Raw genomic sequence first — 16,964 nt, forward strand, 5'->3', positions numbered from 1 at the left:
GTCGAGCCTCCTTCTTCTTTTATCCTACCACAAACGGACGTTCTCTATACGTTGATTCGTGGTAAGATGAAAGGTGAGACTTTATGGAATGAGGGATTACATGATAGAACGTGAAAAAGTTGTCATCGTCGGCTGTCAGTTACCGAATGTCGATGATTGGACATATGAACAGTCGATGGGCGAGCTCGTCGAACTCGTGGATACGGCGCAAGGTGAAGTCGTCGCACGACTCGACCAAAAACGTCAGCAAGTCGACCGTCGTACCTTTATCGGGAAAGGGAAAATTGAAGAGCTCGCGATGCTCGTCGAACAGTTCGAGCCGGATTTGTTAATCTTTAACGCCGAGTTGACACCGGCGCAGTCGAAGAACATTCGCATCGCCTTGAACGACCCGGATGAGATGAAGCTGATTGACCGTACGCAGCTCATCTTAGATATCTTTGCGAGCCGTGCGCAATCGCGCGAAGGGAAATTGCAGGTCGAACTCGCGCAGATGAACTATTTACTACCACGTCTCATCGGACAAGGGACACAGCTCTCGCGACTCGGTGGTGGAATCGGGACTCGTGGACCGGGTGAGACAAAACTTGAGTCGGACCGTCGCCACATCAAGCGTCGCATCGATGAGATTACGAAACAACTCGAAGGAACGGTCGCACACCGGGATCGCTACCGGGAACGTCGGAAAGAAAATCGCGTCTTCCAGGTCGCGCTCGTCGGGTATACGAATGCCGGGAAGTCGACAATCTTTAACCGATTGACGGATGCAGATACGTATGAACAGGATGAGTTGTTCGCAACACTTGACCCGTTGACGCGTGAACTCGAACTTCCACGCGGTGGAAAAGTGTTGATTACCGATACGGTCGGATTTATTCGTGATTTACCGACGAAACTCGTTGCCGCTTTCCGTTCGACTTTGGAAGAAGTGGTCGGTGCTGATTTGATCCTCCACGTCATCGATGCATCGAACCCACATTATTTGAACCAAATCGATACGACGAATGCGGTATTGGAAGAACTCGGTGCGAGTGAGGTCCCACAACTCGAGGTATATAATAAGAAAGACCGGCTCACGGAAGACTTCGTCGGTGGACCGCTGTTGATCTCTGCGATTGCATCAGAAGATATCGAACAGTTGACTGGTGCACTCGAAGATAAAATCTCGGACATTTTAACAATGGTCCACGTCGTTTTACCGGTGACGGCTTTTGAACATTACCACCCAGCCAAGGAGGCGATGTACCGTCTTGAAGAAAACTTCTTGGATGACGGTTCTGTCGAGTTGGTAGGCTATATGAGAGAAGACACGCGTCTATATGCGACGCTAAAACAATTTGAGGTGTAAGTATGTGGCAAGAAAAGATTGAACATTATGATGCACTCGCGCCGTATGTGAAAAAGGCCGAGGCACGAGTGAAACCATTTTTTGAGAAGATTGAAGAGACGGCTGAGTTCAACCAGTATCGTGTTCTCGAATCGTTTAAAAAGCACAAAGTATCGGATTTCCATTTTAATCCGACGACAGGGTATGGATATGATGATCTCGGTCGTGACACGCTCGAGTCGATTTATGCAGATGTGTTCGGAGCAGAGCTCGCATTATGCCGTCCGCAAATCATCTCGGGTACGCATGCGATCGGGATTGCCTTGTTCGGTGTTCTCCTACCAGGTGACGAATTGTTGTATATCACAGGGAAGCCATATGACACGCTCGAGGAAATCGTCGGTATCCGTGGGGACGGTCGCGGCTCATTAAAAGAACTTGGTGTCCATTACGACACTGTTGAATTAAAAGAGGAACGTGAAATCGACATCGACCGCGTCATCGAACGGATTCGTCCGGAGACGAAACTCGTTGGGATTCAGCGTTCGAAAGGATATGCGAATCGTCGCAGTATTCCAGTCGAGGAAATCAAGTTTGCCATCGAACGCATCAAAGCGGCGCATCCGCATGTGTATGTGTTCGTTGACAATTGCTACGGTGAATTTGTCGAGACAATCGAACCGACGCACGTCGGTGCAGACTTGATGGCGGGTTCCTTGATCAAGAACCCAGGAGGCGGGTTGGCGAAGACGGGAGGGTATATCGCAGGGACGAAAGAACTGATTGAACGTTGTTCGTTCCGGATGACGACTCCAGGTATCGGGAGTGAAGCCGGACCATCACTCTATTCACTTCAAGAAATGTATCAGGGCTTTTATATGGCTCCTCATACTGTCGCACAGGCATTGAAAGGGGCACACTTGACGGCAAGCCTTTTATCGTTGATTGGGTTTGAGACTGACCCACATTATTCGACTCCAAGAACGGACTTGATTCAGTCAGTGACGTTCCGCGACCGTGAGAAAATGATCGCGTTTTGTCAAAGCATCCAAATGGCATCACCGGTAAACGCTCATGCGTTACCCGTTCCGGCCTATATGCCTGGATATGAAGATGACGTCATCATGGCAGCAGGGACGTTCATTCAAGGGTCATCGATCGAGCTGTCAGCGGATGGACCACTCCGAGCACCATACACAGCGTATGTTCAAGGTGGTCTGACGTATGCTCACGTGAAAGTCGCGCTTATGTTGGCGTTGAGCCAATTACACGATAAAGGACTGGTCGAATTCAATGACCAAAATCAGCAAGCGCATTTGTAACCGTTCTGTCATGTTAACTTTCTTAACATCTATTGACAGGATTGTTGTCATGTATTATTCTCACATTGTGAGACAGAAAAGGAGGGGTAAGGATGGCTGATCAATTTCGTCGCTCCAACCCGTTGTTTCCGATTGGAATCGTCCAAGATCTGACGCAACTGACTGGTAGACAGATTCGGTATTATGAAGAACAGGGTCTGATTTCGCCTAGTCGGACGGAATCGAAACGACGGCTTTATTCCTTTAATGATGTCGAACGTCTACTCGCAATCAAGGATTACATTGACCAAGGCTTTAATTTGGCGGCAATTCGCCACATGTTAGAGCAAGAAGGTGAAAAAGAAGCAGAAACGTCTGCTCCGACCGCACCGGTCAATGAAGCACCAAAGGTTTCGGAAAAAGAGTTACATCATTTGTTGAAAACACAGCTTCAAGAAGCCGGTCGTTTCAATAAGACGTCGCTCATTCAAGGCGAGCTTTCACGTTTTTATCGATAACGCCGCACACATCAACCATTACACAATGTGAGAGGGGACATTTTACCATGGCCAGAAAAACGTTCACAAAAGAAGACATTAAACGCATCGCACAAGAGGAAGACGTACGCTTTATTCGTCTTCAATTCACGGATATCCTCGGAACAATCAAAAACGTCGAGGTACCGATCAGCCAATTGGACAAAGCACTTGATAACAAGATGATGTTTGACGGATCGTCAATCGAAGGATTCGTCCGCATCGAGGAATCAGACATGTACTTATATCCAGACCTCAACACATGGGTTGTCTTCCCGTGGACAGATGGCAGCGGAAAAGTCGCTCGCTTAATTTGTGATATTTATAACCCAGACGGTACACCATTCAGTGGTGACCCGCGCGGTACACTCAAGCGTAACCTTGAGAAAATGCAAAAACTTGGCTTCTCAGCGTTCAACGTTGGACCAGAGCCAGAGTTCTTCTTGTTCAAGAAAGACGCATCAGGTCGTCCGACACTTGAACTCAACGACCAAGGTGGATACTTCGACTTGGCACCAGTTGACCTCGGTGAAAACTGCCGTAAAGAAATCGTCATCGAACTTGAAAACATGGGCTTTGAAATCGAAGCATCACACCACGAAGTTGCACCAGGACAACACGAAATCGACTTCAAATACGCAGATGCTGTCACAACGGCAGATAACATCCAAACGTTCAAGCTCGTTGTTAAGACGATCGCTGCGAAGTATGGTCTTCACGCGACATTCATGCCAAAACCACTCTTTGGAGTGAACGGTTCAGGAATGCACGCGAACATGTCACTCTTCAAAGGCGACACAAACGTCTTCTACGATCCAAATGGCGACATGGAACTTTCAGACACAGCACGCGCGTTCACAGCTGGTATCTTGGAGCACGCTCGTGCGTTCACAGCAGTATGTAACCCGACTGTGAACTCTTACAAGCGTCTCGTACCTGGTTACGAAGCACCTTGCTACGTCGCATGGAGCGCACGCAACCGTTCACCACTCGTACGTGTACCAGCAGCACGTGGTCTCTCGACTCGTATCGAAGTACGTTCGGTTGACCCAGCAGCGAACCCGTACCTCGCTCTTGCAGCTCTCTTGGCTTCAGGTCTTGACGGAATCGAAAAAGATTTGAATGCACCAAAACCAATCGACAGCAACATCTACGTGATGGACAAACCTGAACGTGTAGCGAACGGGATCGACGATCTTCCGGCAACGCTCTTCGACGCACTCGAAGTCCTTCGTGCGGACAAAGTCGTGATGGAATCACTCGGTGAGCATATCGGCGAACACTTCCTCGAATTGAAAGAAATCGAGTGGGATATGTTCCGTATGCAAGTCACGGAGTGGGAACGCGATCAGTACATGACGCTCTACTAATCTTCTCTTAATATTGAAATAGCGATATGTTAAAAGTGCCGAAATATGCTTCGATGAAGCGTGTTTCGGCACTTTTTTTGTATTCGATTCAAATGTGGAAGCATAAAAAAGAGTTGCACAGTCAATAATATACAAGAAACAGGGACGAGAGCATGTTATAGTTTCTTGTATCAAAATGAGTGAGGTAAGTTATATGGAGAATGAAGTTAGAGAAATTTGTTTTGATCATGAATTAGGGATTGAAGCATATCGATTCGAAGGGATCATGCAGAAGTTCCCGAGTCATTTTCACGAATACTACGTCTTAGGGTTTATTGAGCGAGGTCACAGAAAACTATCATGTAAAGGACAAGAATATATAATCGGTACGGGTGATCTAATATTCTTTAATCCATTTGATATTCATGCTTGTGAGGCGATTAATCATGAAGAATTAGATTACCGCTGTCTGAACATTGAGTCTGATGTTATGCGAAGAGCCATGTATCATCTGACAGGAGAATATAGTCTTCCCTATTTTATGTCTCCGGTTTTTAAACATGCAGACCATGCTGGTTTACTTCGTGAACTTCATCACTTGATTATGGATAAAGAAAACAAAGCCGGAAAAGTAGATAAATTTCATCGTATGATTCATGAATTGATAACCAATTATGCCAAAGTAATCAATGGAAGCGACGTTGTTAAAAGTGAGGTTGGTATTGAGGAAATCTGTCAGTACGTAAATGAAAATTATAAACGTCCTCTTTCCTTAGATGAATTGTCAGCAACTTTTGGAATGAATAAGTTCACGTTACTAAGAGCTTTTTCGAAATATAAAGGAATCACACCATATAAATATTTGCAGACTGTTCGAGTGAACGAAGCGAAGAAACGATTGGAACAAGGTGAACGACCAATAGATGTAGCGCTTGAAACGGGTTTTGTCGATCAAAGTCACCTTCATAAATCATTTATTGATTTTATTGGTTTTACACCAGGTCAATACAAAGCGATTAACCACGCATAGAGTGTGTCAATAACCACACTTTTTTATGACTTAATTTTAGCTTTTATGAATGAGGGAGAGATATGATGACACACGAAGAAAAAAGATTTGTTGATTCTTTAAAATCAATTGCTAGAAATCAAGACATTAAGTCATATATTCAAAATGACGATAATCTCTACCGACTATTTTTAAGTGGGGCGAAGCGATTTGTTGCGGGTGAGAAGAGGGAGGATGGAATTGAACGTGCTATTCAATTCCAAACAGAAGGACATCGAGTCTCACTTGAATTTATAGGCGAAAATACGATGTCTGAGACAGAATGTAATAGGGCCAAAAATGAGTTTCTTGAATTAATGATTGAACTAGGTAAGCATTTAAGACATTTTACAATCTCATTAGATTTATCCCATATAGGTATGATGGTATCAGATGAACTGGCAATCTCAAATTTGCTCGAACTGGCAATTGAAGCAAAACGATATGATGCGACGATAATGATTAGTATGGAAGAAAGTGCGAAGACTGAACGAATTCTCTCGATTTATAATCATGTGGAAGAAATACACTCAAACATTGGAGTGACGTTGCAAGTTCATCTTAAGCGAACTGAAGCCGACTTATTAAAACTGGTTCAAAAACAAAGACGGATACGGTTAGTAAAAGGTGCCTATCAGGAAGATGAGGGAGTATATACACCTAGATCGAATGAGTTAAATGATCGTTATGTGAAGTTTGTTGAGAAATGTCAGTCTACAAATCAAATGCTCTCTCTTGCAACGCATGATGTATCATTATTAAATTTATTGGAAGAGAAAGGTCTTCTTAGAGGTTCACACGTGGAAGTAGAGATGTTGGATGGAGTTCAGTCAGAACTATTGAATAGTTTGAAACAACGAGGAATATCGACTAAGAAATATGTGACCTATGGAACAGAGTGGTATCTATACGTTGTTCACAGAATTGCTGAACATCCATCGAATATCTATACATTTATATCAGACGTCATTAACCAAAAAACGAGATGAGAAGAAGCTGTATGTCTAAAATAGGACCACCTTCGTGAAGCACAGAAGGTGGTCCTTTTGGTTGATCAAAATGCTTTTTTAAAAAATGTCGATGTGTAGTCGAGCGTCGTGTGCAGTGTCGTCGCAAATACAAGACCTAAAAAGAACGACATGCCGTGTACGTCCACCCACGACCGGATTTCTGTTTCATATACTGTGAAGGGCAAGAGCAGAATGAGTGGGAAGCCGATGTACGCAATCCGAATCAGATCACTCAAAACAGGTAAATGCGAAAAGAGCGAACGGTGTGGCATGAGCTTCACATATGGGAGCCATATGAATTTAAGTGGACCCCATCGGTAATAGGCATCTGATTTTAAGTCAAGATCTGGGGAGAGCCAGAGTGTACCGATAATCGCACCGATGATCAATGCGAACGGAATATCGATGTCAATAAAAGGCGTGGCAACCGCAAGTGCGCCGGTTGCCACGAGATTCGTTCGGGTATGGGTCTTGCCACTAGCCATTAATGAATCGTCCGGTATACACCGATGACCTTCCCTAAAATCGAGACGTTGTCAAAATACATCGCTTCCAACTCATCGTTTTCCGGTTGAAGACGGACTTTTGAAGCTTCTTTATAAATCCGTTTCACAGTCGCCTCGCCCTCATCGGTCATGGCGACGACAATCTCTCCATTGTCGGCGGTGCTTTGCTGACGAACGAGCACGCGGTCCCCGTCCAAAATTCCGGCGTTGATCATCGAATCTCCGGAAACGGACAACATATATACATTATCTGAACCGACGATATGTGCCGGGAGCGGGAAGTGTTCTTCCACGTTCTCGATGGCGGTAATCGGTGTCCCGGCGGTAACTTTCCCGATGACCGGTACGTACATGACGGACTCTTGCTCTTCCATTGTCGGCATATCTTCAGTCAAAATTTCAATCGCGCGAGGTTTCGTCTTGTCTCGACGGATCAACCCGCGTTTTTCCAAACGATCTAAGTGACCGTGTACGGTCGAACTAGAAGCAAGGCCGACGGCTTCTCCAATTTCACGAACAGAAGGCGGATATCCCTTTGCCCGAACTTCGTCTTTGATGAAATCAAGAATCTGTTGTTGTCGCGCTGACATTTTTTTCATTATGTTCACCTCGATGTAATCGAATAACCTGCAAACGCATCCTATTCTTTATGTATCTAGTGTAACACAAGAACACATGAGCGTACAAACATTCGTTCGTTTTTTTTGTGTTGACCGAACACGGGTTCTTGTTTTATGATGAGAACAGATAAACGAACAAACGTTCTAACGAACATATATTCTTATACAGGAGGCAATGTAATCATGAAAGACACACTTAACGGAATCATTTTAGTCGGGATGCTCTTGGTCGGGATGTTCGCTTTTTATTTGGCAGGGGAGATGCGAGGGGAACCGGCAGTAGTCGAACCAGTCGTCACTACGGAGAAACGTACGATTGAAGAAGAAGTCGCTTATGTCCAAGCGGAATCACTCGAAGCACAAATTATGGCAGAACGAGAAGAGCATCATGAACGAAAAACAAAATGGTATGCCGCTGAGTGATTGTTGATCATTGCGAACCGTTCTCGAACTGTGTATCGTAAGGAATGAATGCGATGAAAGGGAGTGATGCGATGCGAGTCGTCATCTATTGTCGGGTATCGACGAACAAGTCCACCCAAGAGACATCACTCAGTCGACAAGTCGATGAATTACAGCATCTGGCTTCGCAACTAGGGGCAGAAGTTATAGAAATCATCACGGAGCAAGAAAGTGGATATGAAGTGAATCGACAGGGGCTTCTTGATTTGCTTGACCATGTGTCGATGTCTGATTTGGATGCCGTACTTGTCACGGACGACAGTCGCCTGGGACGAGGGAATGCCAAGATTGCCATCTTGCACACATTGATGAAACATGACGTTCGGTTGCTGACGATGCAATCGACGTCGGACTATGTCGTTTCCGATGCCGAAAAAATGGTATTAGAGATTGTCAGTGTTGTGGAAGAGTATCAACGCAAAATTCACAATGCTAAAATTTCTCGCGGAATGCGCCGTGCCGTCGCCAACGGATTTAACCCACAGCGCAATATTCAAAATAACGATCAAGGTGGGCGACATCGAATCGAAGTGCCAATCGAGGAGATTATCCAACTGCGCGAGCGCGGGTTGACGTTTGCTGAGATTGCGGCAACACTCCGCGGATTTGGTTATGAAGTGTCGAAAGCGACCGTCAATCGACGTTATCTCGAGCACCAGTCAGTAGCTGAAACTTGATTCTTCCTCTCTGATTTTGTAAAGTATAAGAACAAATTCACTAGAGAGGGGGCGAGTCAGATGTTAGCACCAGGACAATTGGAGCGAATCAATTTCCTCGCCAACAAAGCGAAGACAGAAGGACTGTCTCAAGATGAAATGAACGAACAACAAGACTTGCGTCAAGAATATTTGAAGGCGTTCCGTCAATCGTTCAAGTCACAAATGATGGGGATGAAGGTCGTCGATCCAGATGGGAACGACGTCACCCCGGAGAAGTTGAAAGAAGATCAAAAACGCTATCGTGGCGAGTGATGTTGAATGCACATCCTATTTCGTATAGGATGTGCATTTTTGTTATACACGAACGGTCATCAGACGAACGGATTGCTGTTTTTTCAAGGCAATTGAAGGAAACGATTTCACTTAATGTGTTATACTAATTAATTAGTTGTGACACACGAATGAGTGTGATAAAATATGACGGGTAGAAAACCTTCTTAACACAGAGAGGATGAAATTAGTGGAAACAACTACTAAAGAATTATTAGCGATTAACTCGATCCGGACGCTTTCAATTGATGCGGTCCAAAAAGCGAACTCTGGTCACCCAGGGATGCCGATGGGCGCTGCACCTATGGCGTTCACACTTTGGACAGACAAAATGCGTCACAACCCGAAAAATCCAAACTGGTTCAACCGTGACCGTTTCGTTCTTTCGGCAGGTCATGGATCGATGCTCTTGTATTCGCTCCTTCACTTGTCTGGATATGATTTGTCGATGGACGACCTTAAATCATTCCGTCAAATGGACTCGAAGACTCCTGGTCACCCAGAATACCGTCATACGGCTGGTGTCGATGCGACGACGGGACCACTTGGACAAGGGATTGCAATGGCTGTCGGAATGGCCATGGCAGAGAAGCATTTAGAAGCGACTTACAACCGCGACGAGTTCAACGTCGTTGACCACTACACGTTTGGAATTTGCGGAGACGGAGACTTGATGGAAGGTGTATCGGCAGAAGCGGCATCACTCGCTGGTCACTTGAAGCTCGGTAAACTCGTCGTTCTTTACGATTCAAACGATATCTCACTCGATGGCGATCTTCACAAGTCGTTCTCTGAAAGCGTAGAAGACCGTTTCAACGCGTACGGATGGCAAGTCATTCGTGTCGAAGACGGAACAGATATCGATTCAATCGCAAAAGCAATCGATGCAGCGAAAGCGGAAACGTCAAAACCGACATTGATCGAAGTGAAAACGGTCATCGGATTCGGTTCACCGAACAAATCAGGTAAATCGGCATCACACGGTGCTCCACTTGGAGATGCTGAAATCGAATTGACGAAACAGTTCTATAAATGGGAAGGCGAGTCATTCTACGTACCAAACGAAGTATATGACTTATTCAACGAGAAAGTTGTCGAGCCTGGCGCAAAATATGAGTCAGACTGGAACGAACTCGTAGAAGCATATAAAGCGGCACATCCAGAACTCGGTGCACAGTTCGAGCGTGCGATGAACAACGAACTTCCTGAAGGTTGGGACAGCGAGTTGCCAACATTCGAAATCGGTTCGAAAAAAGCGACACGTCAAACGAGCGGTGAAGTTTTAAACGCAATCGCGAAAGCAGTACCGACACTCTTCGGTGGATCTGCTGACCTTGCAGGGTCAAACAACTCGATGATTAAAGGTGCAGTGGACTTCGATGAAGATCCAGCTGGACGTAACATCTGGTTTGGTGTACGAGAGTTCGCAATGGCGGCAGCTGTAAACGGAATGGCACTTCACGGTGGCGTCCTTCCTTACGGTGCGACATTCTTCGTCTTCTCGGATTACCTTCGCCCGGCAGTTCGTCTTGCTGCACTCATGGGACTTCCGTCAACGTTCATCTTGACGCACGACTCAATTGCAGTTGGTGAAGATGGCCCAACACACGAGCCAGTTGAACATTTGATGAGTTTCCGCGCGATGCCGAACCTCTCTGTTCTTCGCCCGGCAGACGGGAAAGAAACAATCGCTGCTTGGAAACAAGCGGTAACATCGAAAACGACACCTTCACTCCTCGTCTTGACACGTCAAGCGTTGCCAGAGCTCGAAGGCACATCAGTTGAAACGGCAGCAAAAGGAGCATACGTCGTTGCAGGTGAATCGAAAGATGCAGACGTCCTCTTGCTCGGTACGGGTTCTGAAGTACACGTCCTCGTTGAAGCGCGTGAGCAGCTTGCGGCTGAAGGCGTGAATGCGGCAGTCGTATCGATGCCATCATGGGAACTCTTTGAAGCACAATCTGCTGAATATAAAGAGTCTGTCCTTCCATCTTCAATCACGAAACGTGTATCACTTGAAGCGGGTGCGACACTTGGATGGTATAAATACGTAGGATTCGGTGGAAAAGTACTCGGAATCGACAAGTTCGGAGCATCTGCACCTGGGGACCTCCTCATGAAAGAATACGGCATGTCAGTCGACAACGTCGTCAATGCGGTAAAATCGCTTTAATCGAATTCGAAATTCTCGTGACGACCATTTGTTTGGTCGTCACTTTTTTTCTGGACGACTAGCGAAGTTGGTCAATTTAGTGTATAGTAAAAAACGATGTTTCATATGGTAGAGGAGGTAAAGCCTTGAGTACATTATTCTGGATTCTTCTTGTCGTGGCAGCACTCATCGGGGGTATCGCGATCGGATTCTTTATCGCGCGTAAATACATGATGAACTACCTTGAACAGAACCCGCCAATCAATGAAGATATGATTCGTACGTTGATGATGCAAATGGGTCAAAAGCCATCACAGAAGAAAGTCAACCAAGTGATGCGCGCCATGAACGTGCAGATGAAAAACGAAAAGAAATCATAATCAATCACGAGAGCACTTCGGTATCCGAAGTGCTTTTTTGTTTCCTCTTTTTGTTAGACAATCGAACAAACTTTCGCTACGATTAATGAATAATCTTCATATAAAGACAAAGGGGGCGTTTCATATTCGTGTATTTAAACAATTGTCTTGGTTTTTGCGTCTCGAGTGGAAGACGTATGCACTCGGCATCGTCTTGCTCATATTCGTGGCAGGGCTAGAATTGATTCCACCGCGTATCATTGGTCGAATCGTCGACGAAATCAACCGTGGTTCACTCTCGTCAAATACGCTCTGGATGTTACTCGGGGGTCTCGCAGCAGTCGGGATTGGGAATTATGTTGCCCGCTTCTTTTGGCGCTATTTCATCTTCGGCGCTTCGATTCGACTAGGAAGAATGTTACGTAGCCAACTGTATCGGCATTTTACCGATCTCGATCAACGATTTTACAAGAAATCACGTGTTGGCGACCTGATGGCCCACGCGACGAATGATGTGCAGGCCGTATCGATGACGGCAGGTGCGGGAATATTGACACTCGTCGATAGCGTAACGCTTGGGACGTTCGTCATCATTACGATGATCACGACGATCAGTTGGAAGCTTACACTCGTTGCTTTGCTCCCACTGCCGATCATGGTCGCTCTGACGACACGGTATGGGAAGATGTTACATAGCCGCTTTGGCGTCGCCCAAGCAGCATTTTCAGAATTGAATGACAAAGTACAGGAGAGTGTCAGTGGAGTTCGTGTCTTGAAGTCGACCGGGGAAGTCGACCGAGACGTGGACTCGTTTGAGAACTTATCGAGTGAGGTCATGGCAAAAAACGTACGAGTTGCCAAAATTGATGCGTTATATGATCCGACCATCTTTGGGATTGTTGGCTTGTCCTATATCCTCTCGGTCGGGTATGGCGCCGTCTTGATTGAACAAGGTGAATTGACAATCGGACAAATTGTCAGTTTCACAGCCTATTTGGCGCTGTTGACGTGGCCGATGCTGGCGTTCGGTTGGTTATTCAACATTGTCGAGCGTGGACGGGCATCATATGACCGAATCGAGCGAATGCTCGCCGTCAAACCGGAGATTCAAGATGACCGGATGGCCGCGACGACACTTGCACATTCAGAAGTGGAAGTCGATGTGCGACACTTCGCCTATGACGAAACCGTCGTACTCCGTGATGTCCATTTTCGGATTGAGCGCGGAAAGACGATTGGCATTGTCGGAAGGACAGGTGCGGGTAAGACGACGATTGTCCGTCTGTTGACCCGTGAGTATGATGTGAAAGACGGAAAGATTAAAATCGGAGGCATCAATATTCGCCAAGTGAAAAAATCGTTATTGATGGACAAAGTTGCTGTCGTGCCACAAGATCATTTCTTGTTCTCCGATTCGATTGCGAACAATATCGCTTTCGGAAGACCCGATGCGAGCATGGAAGAAATCATCGAGGCGGCTAAAGTCGCGGAAGTGCATGAGGATATCATCCGGCTACCGGAAGGATACGCGACGCTTGTCGGCGAACGCGGTGTGACGTTGTCAGGTGGACAGAAACAACGGATCTCCATCGCGCGTGCGCTCATGACTGAAGCGGACGTCTTGATTTTGGATGACGCGCTATCTGCAGTCGATGCGAAGACGGAAGAGTCGATCATCGAACACTTCCGTGTCGGAAACCCTGAACAGGCACGGGTGATTGTGGCGCATCGCCTCTCTGCTGTCGAACATGCAGACGAGATTCTCGTGATTGAAGACGGCAAAATCGTCCAACGTGGGCGTCATGATGCATTGCTGCAAGAAACCGGTTGGTACCGAGAGACGTATGATCGTCAACAACTTGAGGCGATTGTAGAAGGAGGTGGACACGATGAAGCATGATGTTCAAGAATGGCAGGTCATCAAACGGCTACTCAGCTATGCAACACGTTACGGGAAGTCGCTCAGTATCGCCTTCGTCTTCCTATTGATTGCGACAGGTGCCAAGTTGGCCGGTCCGTTTTTAATCAAAGTGTTCATCGATGAGTTCGTCACGCCAGGTGTCTACCCGACGAACTGGGTCATCGCACTCTTCACGGTCTATATGGTTCTTCATGTATCCGCAATCGTGTTTGATTATCTGCAGTCGATTTCGTTTCAAAAGATTGCGTTGAAGATTGTTCAAAACATACGAATGGATATTTTCCGCCACGTCATGGGGATGCGGCTCGCCTATTTCGACAGAACACCAGCGGGCGTCCTCGTTTCACGGATTACGAATGATACGGAAGCGGTCAAAGAATTGTACGTCGGTGTGATGAGCACGTTCGTACAGTCTGCTGTTCAATTGATTGGGACGTATATTTTCCTATACATATTAGAACCGCCGCTGGCAACGATGGGACTCGTCTTGTTGCCGCTCTTCTGGCTCATCATTTGGGCATATCGTCGTTTTTCAACGAAATATTTCGCGCAAGTGAGGGATCTCTTGTCACAGCTCAACGCTCAGTTGAACGAGTCGATCAACGGCATGGGGATTATTCAACAGTTTCGTCAAGAGGAGCGGCTCATCCGTCAGTTCGAAGAGACGAATGAGGCGCATCAAGAGGCACGATATCGAAACTTAAAGCTCGACAGTATGTTGCTACGCCCAATCATCGAGCTCCTTCTTGCTTTCTCAATCATCGGTCTACTCGGATATTACGGGGTGCTCTCGATGAGTGAGCAAGTACAGGTCGGGGTCGTCTACGCATTCATCAGCTATATCGAACGGATCTTCCGACCAGTTCTCGATATTATGCAGCGATTGAGCGAATTCCAACAAGCTGTCGTGTCGGCAGACCGTGTCTTTAAAATCTTGGATACAGATGAGCCGGCACCAGGAAAGCAAATGCCGGGCGAGGCTCGGATTACAGAAGGTGAAGTACGGTTCGAGGATGTGACGTTCAGCTACGACGGGGATGTCGACGTGTTGAAGCGAATCTCATTCGTTGCAAAACCTGGTGAGACAGTTGCGCTCGTAGGCCATACGGGTAGCGGGAAGAGTTCGATTATCAACTTGTTGACCCGCTTTTATCCATATGGCTCGGGTCACATCACCATTGACGGACAGCCACTCGAACAATTTGAAGAGCAAGAGCTTCGTCAACAAGTCGGACTGGTGCTACAAGATCCGTTTCTATTCACTGGGACGATTGAAGAAAATTTAAAGTTATTCAATCCAAATATCGATTCAGAACGTGCCCGTGAAGCCGCTGAGTTTGTCCAGGCACACACGTTCATCGAGAAATTAGATGCCGGGTACGGTCATGTTGTCGGAGAGCGTGGAGCAACATTTTCGAGCGGTGAGCGACAATTGCTCGCATTTGCGCGAACGGTCGCCCGTAATCCAAAAGTACTCATTCTCGATGAGGCGACGAGTTCAATCGATACCGAGACGGAAGAACGCGTACAGACGGCGCTCGACCGTATGCGACGTGGTCGTACAACGATCGCCATCGCTCACCGTCTTTCAACGATTCAAGATGCAGACTTGATTTTGGTACTGCATCGTGGAGAAATTGTCGAGCGTGGGAATCATCAACAGTTATTGAAGCAAAACGGTCTGTACAAAAAAATGTATGAATTACAGTCTGGACAACGTCTGATGTCTTGAATTGGAAGGGATACCTATACGGGTGTCCTTTTTCCATGGAAAAAAAGCTCGCCACGGAGAGTGACGAGCCATCAAGGTCAATTTGAATGCTGATCTTTTTTATGCTTTGATAGGACATGACGAGTAATGAGAGAGTCAAGTTCTTGACTGACCAGAATGACTTCTGGTGAGGTCCAAGTGTGCTTTGACGCGATTTTATACAGTTCATCACGTTTCTGTTCAATGGCCTGGTGTAGTGTATCTGCTGCGGTGACTGCCACGTTCGTTCCCCCATCATGTAAATTAGAATTTTGCGAACTAGAATATCCAAATCTTAGCACCTACGTTTACAGATGACAAGTTTCATTTCCATTTCAAAAATTACAAAATGATGTTTCGCTCTGAAAGAAAAGATTCGAGCAATTTAAATAGGTTTTCGCTATAATGGTCGTGAAAGGTGGAAATCGTCATGGAAGTCACATTATGGCTCGCGTTTGGGGCGGGCGTCTTATCGTTTTTGTCACCATGTACGCTCCCGTTATATCCAGTGTTTCTCTCGTATATTACAGGGGTTTCCGTATCTGAATTAAAAAATGAAGGATTGAAACAGCGTACAGCTTGGTTCCACACGTTTTCGTTCTTGTTCGGCTTTTCGATTGTCTTTCTTGTGCTTGGATTATCGACCTCGTTAATTGCAGACGTCTTCATCCAGTATAAAGATAGTTTGCGGATGTTCGGCGCCATTTTAATTTTCGTGTTCGGCGTCTTTTTGGCCGGTCTATGGCAACCGCAATTTATGATGCGCGAAAAGAAAATGGACATTGGCGAACGAAAGAGCGGCTATTTCGGAACCGTATTAATCGGAATTGGTTTTGCTGCGGGATGGACGCCGTGTACGGGTCCGATTTTAGCAGGTGTGATTGCACTTGCGGCAACCAACCCGAGCCAAGGTCTTGGTTACATGTTAGCGTATGTCATCGGTTTCGCGATTCCGTTCTTGGTGATGGTCGCGTTTGTAGGTAAGATCAAGTACTTAGCACGAAACAGTGCAAAAGTTGCAAAAGTCGGAGGTTATCTAATGATGGCATTCGGCGTATTATTATATTTTGACGGAATGAACCGCTTCGCTGCTTGGATGAGCGAGCTTGTCGGATTCACCGGATTTTAAGGGGTTGACCGAGATGTCAATGTTATGGGGGTCGACTCTCGTTGCGTTATTGATGGGTATCGTGGCGAGTTTCGTGCGTGTGAAAGCATCAGCGAAACCGACGAATGCAAAAAAAATCTTAATTCCACCACTTGCGATGACGACCGGGATGATTCAGTTCTTGATTCCCGCATTTCGTTTATCGTGGGTCGAAGTACTTGAGGCGTTAGCGGTCGGGCTAATCTTTAGTCTGTTCCTCATCAAAACGTCAAACTTCGAAAAACGGGACGGAGAAGTATACTTGTCACGCTCAAAAGCATTTTTTATCGTCGTGTTCGCGCTACTTGCGATTCGTACGGCAATGAAAGTTTGGGTCGGTCATGAAGTCGATATCTTCTCGACAGGTGGATTGTTCTACCTGATTGCCTGGGGGATGATCGTCCCATGGCGAATCGCGATGTATCAAAAGTATAAACGAATTGCGATTACGTAAAAATGGAGTGGCTCATGGCCGCTCCATTTTTGT

Annotated in this window: 18 protein-coding genes; 15 read left to right on the forward strand and 3 right to left on the reverse strand. The window is 46.3% G+C overall.

Annotation, left to right across the window (positions count from 1 at the left end):
* Nucleotides 1-100: 100 nt before the first annotated feature.
* From hflX to PJK55_RS02565, 6 genes are all read left to right on the forward strand, one after another.
* Nucleotides 101-1,348, forward strand: coding sequence for a GTPase HflX (gene hflX / locus PJK55_RS02540; RefSeq protein ID WP_271304688.1), 1,248 nt, complete (start codon nucleotides 101-103; stop codon nucleotides 1,346-1,348).
* A 2-nt stretch (nucleotides 1,349-1,350) separates the two neighbouring features.
* Nucleotides 1,351-2,649: a methionine gamma-lyase family protein gene (locus PJK55_RS02545; RefSeq protein WP_271304689.1), complete on the forward strand. Its 1,299-nt coding sequence runs from the start codon at nucleotides 1,351-1,353 to the stop codon at nucleotides 2,647-2,649.
* Nucleotides 2,650-2,741: 92 nt separating this feature from the next.
* Nucleotides 2,742-3,146, forward strand: a complete 405-nt coding sequence (locus PJK55_RS02550; protein ID WP_271304690.1) for a MerR family transcriptional regulator — start codon at nucleotides 2,742-2,744, stop codon at nucleotides 3,144-3,146.
* Nucleotides 3,147-3,193: 47 nt separating this feature from the next.
* Nucleotides 3,194-4,534 (forward strand): type I glutamate--ammonia ligase, encoded by a 1,341-nt coding sequence (gene glnA, locus PJK55_RS02555; RefSeq protein ID WP_214692727.1) that lies wholly within the window; start codon nucleotides 3,194-3,196, stop codon nucleotides 4,532-4,534.
* 193 nt (nucleotides 4,535-4,727) lie between these two features.
* Complete coding sequence (locus PJK55_RS02560; protein ID WP_271304691.1) at nucleotides 4,728-5,543, forward strand: AraC family ligand binding domain-containing protein; 816 nt, start codon at nucleotides 4,728-4,730, stop codon at nucleotides 5,541-5,543.
* 65 nt (nucleotides 5,544-5,608) lie between these two features.
* Entirely contained in the window at nucleotides 5,609-6,550 is a 942-nt protein-coding gene (locus tag PJK55_RS02565; RefSeq protein ID WP_271304692.1) for a proline dehydrogenase family protein, read from the forward strand.
* Between the two features lie 65 nt (nucleotides 6,551-6,615).
* On the opposite strand, the gene PJK55_RS02570 is transcribed toward PJK55_RS02565, so the two are convergent.
* The gene (locus PJK55_RS02570) at nucleotides 6,616-7,056 is read right to left on the reverse strand and encodes a metal-binding protein (protein ID WP_271304693.1); all 441 of its coding nucleotides are present in this window, start codon (nucleotides 7,054-7,056) and stop codon (nucleotides 6,616-6,618) included.
* Nucleotides 7,056-7,676: a transcriptional repressor LexA gene (gene lexA / locus PJK55_RS02575; RefSeq protein ID WP_214794808.1), complete on the reverse strand. Its 621-nt coding sequence runs from the start codon at nucleotides 7,674-7,676 to the stop codon at nucleotides 7,056-7,058. The genes PJK55_RS02570 and lexA overlap by 1 nt, the downstream gene beginning before the upstream one ends.
* Nucleotides 7,677-7,880: 204 nt before the next feature.
* Between lexA and PJK55_RS02580 the strand changes: the two genes are divergently transcribed.
* From PJK55_RS02580 to PJK55_RS02610, 7 genes are all read left to right on the forward strand, one after another.
* On the forward strand, nucleotides 7,881-8,120 hold the full coding sequence (locus PJK55_RS02580) for a hypothetical protein (protein WP_271304694.1): 240 nt from the start codon (nucleotides 7,881-7,883) through the stop codon (nucleotides 8,118-8,120).
* A 71-nt stretch (nucleotides 8,121-8,191) separates the two neighbouring features.
* A complete protein-coding gene (locus PJK55_RS02585; protein WP_074033881.1) occupies nucleotides 8,192-8,836 on the forward strand; it encodes a YneB family resolvase-like protein in 645 nt (214 codons plus the stop codon).
* A 60-nt stretch (nucleotides 8,837-8,896) separates the two neighbouring features.
* Nucleotides 8,897-9,130: a DUF896 domain-containing protein gene (locus PJK55_RS02590; RefSeq protein WP_078147028.1), complete on the forward strand. Its 234-nt coding sequence runs from the start codon at nucleotides 8,897-8,899 to the stop codon at nucleotides 9,128-9,130.
* A 199-nt stretch (nucleotides 9,131-9,329) separates the two neighbouring features.
* Nucleotides 9,330-11,321, forward strand: coding sequence for a transketolase (tkt, locus tag PJK55_RS02595; RefSeq protein WP_214692706.1), 1,992 nt, complete (start codon nucleotides 9,330-9,332; stop codon nucleotides 11,319-11,321).
* A gap of 125 nt (nucleotides 11,322-11,446) precedes the next feature.
* Complete coding sequence (locus PJK55_RS02600; protein WP_012726454.1) at nucleotides 11,447-11,680, forward strand: YneF family protein; 234 nt, start codon at nucleotides 11,447-11,449, stop codon at nucleotides 11,678-11,680.
* A gap of 124 nt (nucleotides 11,681-11,804) precedes the next feature.
* Entirely contained in the window at nucleotides 11,805-13,559 is a 1,755-nt protein-coding gene (locus PJK55_RS02605; RefSeq protein ID WP_214693979.1) for an ABC transporter transmembrane domain-containing protein, read from the forward strand.
* Entirely contained in the window at nucleotides 13,549-15,312 is a 1,764-nt protein-coding gene (locus PJK55_RS02610; protein ID WP_271304695.1) for an ABC transporter ATP-binding protein, read from the forward strand. Before PJK55_RS02605 ends, PJK55_RS02610 begins: the two co-directional genes overlap by 11 nt.
* A gap of 77 nt (nucleotides 15,313-15,389) precedes the next feature.
* Here PJK55_RS02610 and PJK55_RS02615 read toward each other — a convergent pair whose 3' ends face one another.
* Entirely contained in the window at nucleotides 15,390-15,572 is a 183-nt protein-coding gene (locus PJK55_RS02615; RefSeq protein ID WP_074033196.1) for an aspartyl-phosphate phosphatase Spo0E family protein, read from the reverse strand.
* A gap of 188 nt (nucleotides 15,573-15,760) precedes the next feature.
* Here PJK55_RS02615 and PJK55_RS02620 point away from each other — a divergent pair, with 188 nt between their 5' ends.
* Nucleotides 15,761-16,459 carry a cytochrome c biogenesis CcdA family protein gene (locus PJK55_RS02620; protein WP_012726450.1) on the forward strand — a complete coding sequence of 233 codons (699 nt, stop codon included), beginning with the start codon at nucleotides 15,761-15,763 and terminating at the stop codon, nucleotides 16,457-16,459.
* Nucleotides 16,460-16,478: 19 nt separating this feature from the next.
* Nucleotides 16,479-16,931 (forward strand): CcdC family protein, encoded by a 453-nt coding sequence (locus PJK55_RS02625; protein WP_074033875.1) that lies wholly within the window; start codon nucleotides 16,479-16,481, stop codon nucleotides 16,929-16,931.
* Nucleotides 16,932-16,964: the final 33 nt, after the last annotated feature.

Origin of the sequence: Exiguobacterium sp. MMG028, from assembly GCF_027947425.1 — a bacterium.
Lineage (GTDB): Bacteria > Bacillota > Bacilli > Exiguobacteriales > Exiguobacteriaceae > Exiguobacterium > Exiguobacterium aestuarii_A.

Bases quoted from the DNA above. Each gene is read 5' to 3' on its own strand.
- hflX (WP_271304688.1), top strand. From the start codon at position 101: ATGATAGAACGTGAAAAAGTTGTCATCGTCGGCTGTCAGTTACCGAAT.
- PJK55_RS02545 (WP_271304689.1), top strand. From the start codon at position 1,351: ATGTGGCAAGAAAAGATTGAACATTATGATGCACTCGCGCCGTATGTG.
- PJK55_RS02550 (WP_271304690.1), top strand. From the start codon at position 2,742: ATGGCTGATCAATTTCGTCGCTCCAACCCGTTGTTTCCGATTGGAATC.
- glnA (WP_214692727.1), top strand. From the start codon at position 3,194: ATGGCCAGAAAAACGTTCACAAAAGAAGACATTAAACGCATCGCACAA.
- PJK55_RS02560 (WP_271304691.1), top strand. From the start codon at position 4,728: ATGGAGAATGAAGTTAGAGAAATTTGTTTTGATCATGAATTAGGGATT.
- PJK55_RS02565 (WP_271304692.1), top strand. From the start codon at position 5,609: ATGACACACGAAGAAAAAAGATTTGTTGATTCTTTAAAATCAATTGCT.
- PJK55_RS02570 (WP_271304693.1), bottom strand. From the start codon at position 7,056: ATGGCTAGTGGCAAGACCCATACCCGAACGAATCTCGTGGCAACCGGC.
- lexA (WP_214794808.1), bottom strand. From the start codon at position 7,676: ATGAAAAAAATGTCAGCGCGACAACAACAGATTCTTGATTTCATCAAA.
- PJK55_RS02580 (WP_271304694.1), top strand. From the start codon at position 7,881: ATGAAAGACACACTTAACGGAATCATTTTAGTCGGGATGCTCTTGGTC.
- PJK55_RS02585 (WP_074033881.1), top strand. From the start codon at position 8,192: ATGCGAGTCGTCATCTATTGTCGGGTATCGACGAACAAGTCCACCCAA.
- PJK55_RS02590 (WP_078147028.1), top strand. From the start codon at position 8,897: ATGTTAGCACCAGGACAATTGGAGCGAATCAATTTCCTCGCCAACAAA.
- tkt (WP_214692706.1), top strand. From the start codon at position 9,330: ATGAAATTAGTGGAAACAACTACTAAAGAATTATTAGCGATTAACTCG.
- PJK55_RS02610 (WP_271304695.1), top strand. From the start codon at position 13,549: ATGAAGCATGATGTTCAAGAATGGCAGGTCATCAAACGGCTACTCAGC.
- PJK55_RS02620 (WP_012726450.1), top strand. From the start codon at position 15,761: ATGGAAGTCACATTATGGCTCGCGTTTGGGGCGGGCGTCTTATCGTTT.
- PJK55_RS02625 (WP_074033875.1), top strand. From the start codon at position 16,479: ATGTTATGGGGGTCGACTCTCGTTGCGTTATTGATGGGTATCGTGGCG.